At 62.4% G+C, this 6,624-nt stretch carries 5 protein-coding genes; 1 reads left to right on the top strand and 4 read right to left on the bottom strand.

Features of this window, described 5'->3' with window-relative positions:
- Positions 1-262: 262 nt before the first annotated feature.
- A complete protein-coding gene (locus tag Q1L59_RS02810) occupies positions 263-1,276 on the top strand; it encodes an AI-2E family transporter (protein WP_300327777.1) in 1,014 nt (337 codons plus the stop codon).
- 142 nt (positions 1,277-1,418) lie between these two features.
- On the opposite strand, the gene glmM is transcribed toward Q1L59_RS02810, so the two are convergent.
- From glmM to Q1L59_RS02790, 4 genes are all read right to left on the bottom strand, one after another.
- Positions 1,419-2,786, bottom strand: a complete 1,368-nt coding sequence (gene glmM, locus Q1L59_RS02805; protein WP_300327775.1) for a phosphoglucosamine mutase — start codon at positions 2,784-2,786, stop codon at positions 1,419-1,421.
- An 83-nt stretch (positions 2,787-2,869) separates the two neighbouring features.
- Positions 2,870-3,715, bottom strand: coding sequence for a dihydropteroate synthase (gene folP, locus Q1L59_RS02800; RefSeq protein ID WP_300327779.1), 846 nt, complete (start codon positions 3,713-3,715; stop codon positions 2,870-2,872).
- 99 nt (positions 3,716-3,814) lie between these two features.
- Positions 3,815-5,698, bottom strand: coding sequence for an ATP-dependent zinc metalloprotease FtsH (gene ftsH, locus Q1L59_RS02795; protein WP_300327773.1), 1,884 nt, complete (start codon positions 5,696-5,698; stop codon positions 3,815-3,817).
- A 119-nt stretch (positions 5,699-5,817) separates the two neighbouring features.
- A complete protein-coding gene (locus Q1L59_RS02790; RefSeq protein ID WP_300327771.1) occupies positions 5,818-6,441 on the bottom strand; it encodes an RlmE family RNA methyltransferase in 624 nt (207 codons plus the stop codon).
- Positions 6,442-6,624 lie beyond the last annotated feature (183 nt).

Here is a 6,624-nt window from a genome sequence, read left to right as displayed (position 1 = left end):
GAAAGCGCTATGCCGCGGAAACGATCCGTGCGCTGCTCAGCGATTATCGCAATCTGTTGCTGCGCATCGCCGAGAATCCCGAACAGCGCGTCACCAGCATGCTGCTCGGACAGCGCGCGTAGGCCGCCAGGCATGGGTCAGGCTTGGCGGCTGGCCGGCCGTTGCGGGGCGCCCAAGGCCGCCGCGTGTTCGGGGGTGATCGGGTGATTGCGCGCGCGCAAGCAAGCTTGGCGCCGCTCAAATGCGAGCGCGGAGTCACGCGGTGAACGCGTCGACGAAGATCTCTGCAAGCGACTACGCTTCCTGGATTCTCTCTGGATTGGCGCTGCTGCTCGTCCTGCACGTGCGCCTCTTGCCGGCTGTGATTGCTGGATTGCTCGTCTATCAGGTGGTACACCTGCTCGCTCCGTGGCTTGCCCAGCACATTTCCGGTCTGCGCGCGCGAGTGTTGGCGGTTGGCATGATCGTCTTGCTCGTCGTTGGCGTGGCTGTCGGATGCGTATTCGCCATCCTGGCCGTCATGGACAGCGAAGGCGGCAGTTTCGCGGCCTTATTGAGCAAGATGGCGGAAATCCTTGATACCTCGCGAGCGGCCTTGCCCGGCTGGTTGGCAGACCTCCTGCCGACGGATGCCAGCGCCTTGCGCGAACGTTTCAGCCAGTGGCTGCGCGAGCATTCGAGCGAGCTCCAGATGATTGGCAAGGAGACGGGACGCGGGTTGGCGCACATCCTGGTCGGCATGGTGATCGGCGGGATGATTTCGCTCAACCAGCAATCCGGCGAGTCGGTCAGTGGTCCGCTGGCCGATGCACTGAGCGAGCGGGTCTTTCGACTGAGCGAAGCATTTCGCCGCGTCGTCTTTGCCCAGGTGCGCATCTCGGCGCTCAATACGGTCTTTACCGGTCTGTATCTGCTGCTCGTCCTGCCTCTCTTCGGCGTCCACCTGCCTTTGACGAAGACAATGATCGTCCTGACCTTTTTCGCTGGTCTGCTGCCCGTCGTCGGCAACCTGATCTCGAACACGGTCATCTTCGTCATCAGCCTGGCGCACTCGCCAGGAGTCGCCGCCGCCTCGCTGGTCTACCTGGTGCTGATCCACAAGCTCGAGTATTTCCTCAACGCGCGTATCGTCGGCAGTCAGATCAATGCCAAAGCCTGGGAATTACTGACCGCGATGTTGCTCATGGAGAGCGTTTTCGGTCTGTCGGGCTTGGTCGCGGCGCCGATTTGCTACGCCTGGCTGAAGGACGAACTACATAGCCTGCGGCTGATCTGACCGCACCCAGCGACCAGCAGGGCTTGCCTGTCGCGGGTGCGTCTCGTGCGTGGCTGGCGAGAGTCCGGCCAGCTTCGGGCGCCCCCGGCTCGCCGGCGCTGGCGACCGACCGCCAGCGCGCAAGCCTGGAGGAGAGCGCTGGCTACGACGAGACCGCTTCGCGCACAGCCGCCGCCAGCTTTTCGGCCGCTTTGCCGACCACCACCGCGTCCTCGCCTTCGACCATCACGCGCAGCAGCGGCTCGGTTCCCGAGGCGCGCAGCAGGACGCGTCCACAACCGCGCAGTTCGTCTTCAACTTCGCGTTGCGTGCTTCTGATCAACGTGTTGTCTTGCCACGGAAAACCTTTGCTGAGGGCGACATTGATCAGCTTTTGCGGATACAGCTTGAGCCCACCGAGCAACTCCTGCAGGCTGCAGTCTTTCTGGCGCAGGGCGGCGAGCACCTGCAGCGCCGAGACGATTCCGTCGCCGGTTGTGTGCCGGTCGAGGCACAGAATGTGGCCGGAATTTTCGCCGCCATACAGCCAGCCCCTTTGGCGGAGCATGTCCATCACGTAGCGGTCGCCGACCGCTGCCCGCGCCAGTGGCACGTTCAACTTGCTCAAGGCGTGTTCGAGCGCCAGGTTGCTCATCAGCGTGCCGACGACACCAGCCACGTTCCCCTGCTGCAGACGGCTACAGACGATTGCGTAGAGCAATTGGTCGCCGTCGTAAAGGTTGGCGGCGGCATCGACCATCATCACGCGATCACCGTCGCCGTCGAGCGCGATCCCCAGATCGGCACCCTGGGCGAGGACCGCCTCGCGGAGTGCAGCCGGCGCCGTCGCCCCGACATCCTGGTTGATGTTCAAGCCATTCGGCTCGGCACCAATGCTGCTGACTTCCGCACCCAGTTCGTGAAAGACGTGCGGCGCCAGGTGATACGCGGCGCCGTTCGCACAATCGACGACGATCTTCAGGCCACGCAGGTCCATGTCGAAGGGGAACGTTCCCTTGCAGAACTCGATATAGCGCCCATCAGCGTCGTCGATGCGCCGCGCACGACCCAGCCCGGCCGACGGCACGCACGCCAGGGGTTCGTCGAGCGCTGCTTCGATCTCCAACTCCAGATCGTCGGGCAGCTTGCTGCCGCCAGCGGAAAAGAACTTTATACCGTTGTCGTAGTACGGATTGTGCGACGCCGAGATGACGATTCCTGCCTGCAAGCGCAGAGCACGGGTGAGATAGGCGATGGCTGGCGTGGGCATCGGGCCAACCAGACAGACATCGACGCCGGCGGCGGAGAATCCGGCCTCGAGTGCAGCCTCGAGCATATAGCCCGAGATTCGGGTGTCCTTGCCGATGAGAACCGCCGGCCGTTCGCCGGCTTTGACATGGCTACGTTCGATGTCGTGCGCCGCGAGCACCCGGCCGGCCGCGTGGCCGAGACGCATGACGAAATCCGGTGTGATTGGAATCTCTCCGACGCGTCCCCGCACGCCGTCGGTGCCGAAATACTTTCTGCTCACGATTGGTCCCCCAGAGTCGCAGATGAATAAAACCAGCCAGCGAAGATTGCATTCTACGCACCTTGGCTTGCTGCAGGTCGTCTTTAACGCAAATGCGCCGCCCCCGCGGAGCACGCTTCGACGGCTTGCCAGACGGCCAGGGCAGCAACGGTCTCAGCCACGTCGTGAACGCGCAAGATGCCTACCCCGCGCTGCACGGCCAGCACCGCCGCACTCAGGCTGGCGGCGAGGCGTTGTTCGACGGGCTGCCCGGTCAGCATGCCGAGCATCGACTTGCGCGAAATGCCGGCAAGGATGGGCATCCCGTCAGGCGATAGCCGCGCGCAACTGCAGAGAAGTTCGAGGTTGTGCGCGAGCGTCTTGCCAAAACCGAAGCCAGGGTCGAGGACCAGCCGCTCGGCTTGAATGCCGGACGCGATTGCCGCGTCGGCGCGCTCCCGAAGAAAGCTCCGGACCTCGGCCACGACATCGCCGTAACTCGGTTGCTGCTGCATGGTCAGCGGATCTCCCTGCATGTGCATCAGGCAGACCGCGCAGTCGCTGTCGGCCACCGCAGCCGCCGCGCCAGGCATGCGCAGCGCGTAGATGTCGTTGATCATCGACGCGCCCCTGGCGAGCGATGCGCGCATGACTTCGGGCTTGTAGGTATCGATCGAAAGCGGTACGCCGCAGTCGGCCAGCGCTTCGAGCACCGGCAGCAGGCGGCGCAGTTCCTCGTCTGCCGTCGCCGGGATCGCTCCAGGGCGCGACGATTCGGCGCCAAGGTCAAGGATGTCGGCGCCGGCCGCGATCTGTTGGTAGGCTTGGGCGACGGCGCGCTCGACATCGTCCGCCAAGCCGTCGCCCGAAAACGAATCAGGTGTCAGGTTGACGATGCCCATGACGAGCGGGCGGCTCAGATCGAGCGTGTAGCTTCCGCAGCGCAGCATCGAAGCGCTGAACGTCAGGCCACCTGGGGCGAGTCGTGTGGACTGACGCTGGCGTATGCCTGCCGGCTTGCTCGGCATCGGACCGGAGCCAGCAGGAACTCAGGCCGGCGCTGGTGCACTGGGCGCAGCGTTCGGGGCGTTGCTGTCGGGTTTACTCGACGACCTGGACTGCGGCTGCTTCGGCGGACGTGGTGTCTTGCCTTCCATGATGTCGTTGACCTGGTCGCTGTCGATGGTCTCGAGTTCGAGCAGCGCCGCCGCCATTGCTTCGACCTTGTCACGGTTCTCCTCGAGCAGTCGGCGGGCCAAGGCATACTGCTCGTCGATAATCCGTCTGATTTCGGCGTCGACCTTTTCCATCGTGGCTTCGGAAAGGTTCTTGTGCGTGGTGACCGAGCGCCCGAGGAAGACCTCGCCTTCGTTTTCGCCATAGACCATCGGCCCCAGCGCATCCGACATGCCATAGCGGGTGACCATGTCGCGCGCCATCTGCGTGGCACGTTCGAAGTCGTTCGAGGCTCCCGTCGTCATCTGGTTCATGAACAGTTCCTCGGCGATCCGGCCGCCGAAGAGAACCGCGATACGGCTCATCAGGTAGACGCGATCGTAGGCGTAGCGATCCTCCTCAGGAAGTTGCATCGTCAGACCCAGCGCCCGCCCGCGCGGGATGATCGTCACCTTGTGCACCGGATCGGATTTTGGCATCAGTTTGGCAACGACGGCATGGCCTGATTCGTGGTAGGCAGTGTTGCGCCGCTCCTCTTCGTTCATCACCATGCTGCGCCGCTCGGCGCCCATCATGATCTTGTCCTTGGCTTTCTCGAAGTCCTCCATGTCGACCAGGCGCTTGTTGCTGCGCGCGGCAAAAAGCGCTGCTTCGTTCACCAGGTTGGCCAGATCGGCGCCGGAGAAGCCGGGCGTTCCGCGTGCGATGATGTCCGCCTTGACGTCCGGCGCCAAGGGGACTTTGCGCATGTGCACGACGAGAATCTGCTCGCGGCCGCGAATGTCCGGCAGTGGAACGACCACTTGTCGGTCAAAGCGGCCGGGGCGCATCAGTGCCGGGTCGAGCACATCGGGGCGGTTGGTCGCGGCAATGACGATGACGCCGACGCTGCCTTCGAAGCCGTCCATCTCGACCAGCATCTGGTTCAGCGTCTGTTCGCGTTCGTCATTCCCGCCGCCCAGACCCGCCCCGCGTTGCCGACCAACCGCGTCGAGTTCGTCGATGAAGATGATGCACGGCGCATGTTTCTTGGCATTTTCAAACATGTCGCGGACCCGCGCCGCACCTACGCCAACAAACATCTCGACAAAGTCTGAACCGGAGATCGAGAAAAACGGCACTTTGGCTTCGCCAGCGATCGCTTTCGCCAGTAGCGTCTTGCCGGTGCCGGGGTTGCCGACCAGCAGGACGCCTTTCGGGATTCGCCCGCCAAGCTTCTGAAACTTCGCCGGGTCGCGCAGGAAGTCGACGAGTTCAGAAACCTCTTCCTTGGCTTCGTCACAGCCGGCGACATCGGCGAAAGTGATCGTATTGGTCGACTCGTCGAGCAGTCGCGCCTTGCTCTTGCCGAAGGAGAATGCGCCGCCTCGACCGCCACCCTGCATCTGGCGCATGAAGAAAATCCAGACGCCGATCAGGAGGAGCATCGGGAACCAACTGACGAAGATGCTCATCAGGAACGACTGCTCTTCTTCCGGCTTGGCCTCGATCTTGACTCCGTGTTTCAACAAGTCTGAAACCATCCAGAGATCAGGTGGCGCATAGCTGGTGAGCTTTCGACCGTCGGTCGTCGTTGCCTTAAGGACACGTCCTTCGATGACGACCTTGGCAATCGTTCCCTTGCCCACTTCCTCAATGAATTGTGAGTACTCCATCGACGACTGGGTCACCTGGCGTGCGTTGAACTGGTTGAATACGGTCATCAGGACCAGACCGATCACCAGCCAGACGGCCAGATTCTTGAACATGTTATTCAATACATCACCTCACTTGCATAAGCGTTTGCGGGCCCTTCCGCGAAAAAGGCGGCGAACCGCGAGCGTACCATTCTAAACCGTTTTCTCGTCGGTACGGCAAGTGCTGACCGTGCGCGCAATCAGCCAGCGATTGGATTCCTGCCCAGCAAGTAGATCTCTGAGCTTCGATCGCGTGAAGCCAACGGTTTGCGCAGCGCGATTGTCTTGAATGCCAGACTCATCTTCTTGCGAAAGTCGTCAAAACCATGCCCGTGAAAGACTTTGACCAGGAAAGCGCCTTCGGGTTGCAGCCACCTGCCGGCGAAATCAAGTGCAAGTTCGGCCAGCGCAATGACTCGGGCCTGATCGCACAAGGCAATACCCGAGATATTGGGCGCCATGTCGGAAAGAACAAGCCCGGCTTTGTTGCCAGCGAGCAATTTTTCGAGCTGGTCGAGGATCTGCGGTTCAAAGAAGTCGCCCCGCAGGAAGGTGACACCCGCGAGTGGCTTCATTGCGATCAGGTCGAGGGCGATCACCTGCCCATGCCGGGCGCACCGTTCGGTCACCACTTGCGACCAGCCACCGGGACTCGCACCGAGGTCCACGACGATCCTGGCTGGGCCGATCAGGTGATCCTTGTCGTCGATCTCCTTGAGCTTGTAGGCGGCACGTGAACGATAGCCTTCGCTGCGCGCACGCTGGACGAAGGTGTCGTTGACGTGCTCGCGCAACCAGGCGTTGCTCGATCTGCTACGCTTCATCGTTCGGAGTCCTTCTCGCTGTGAGTTGGCTCAGGCATCGCCGCTACGCACGGACTTTGCTCAGAGGTTGTGAATTTTTCGTTTCAGCACTGCCACCCGGGGCAGCGGGCGCCGATGTCGCGCGGAAGGGAACAATTCTGCGGTGGCGTAGAAAGCGAGGCTGCCGACTCGCCTTTCCGCCTT

Source organism: Accumulibacter sp., assembly GCF_029255125.1.
Lineage (GTDB): Bacteria > Pseudomonadota > Gammaproteobacteria > Burkholderiales > Rhodocyclaceae > Accumulibacter.
This window is presented reverse-complemented; position numbering and strand designations above follow the sequence as displayed.

Excerpts from the sequence above, each read along its gene's own strand:
- folP (WP_300327779.1), bottom strand. The coding sequence starts at position 3,715 with ATGCTGCGCTGCGGAAGCTACACGCTCGATCTGAGCCGCCCGCTCGTC.
- Q1L59_RS02790 (WP_300327771.1), bottom strand. The coding sequence starts at position 6,441 with ATGAAGCGTAGCAGATCGAGCAACGCCTGGTTGCGCGAGCACGTCAAC.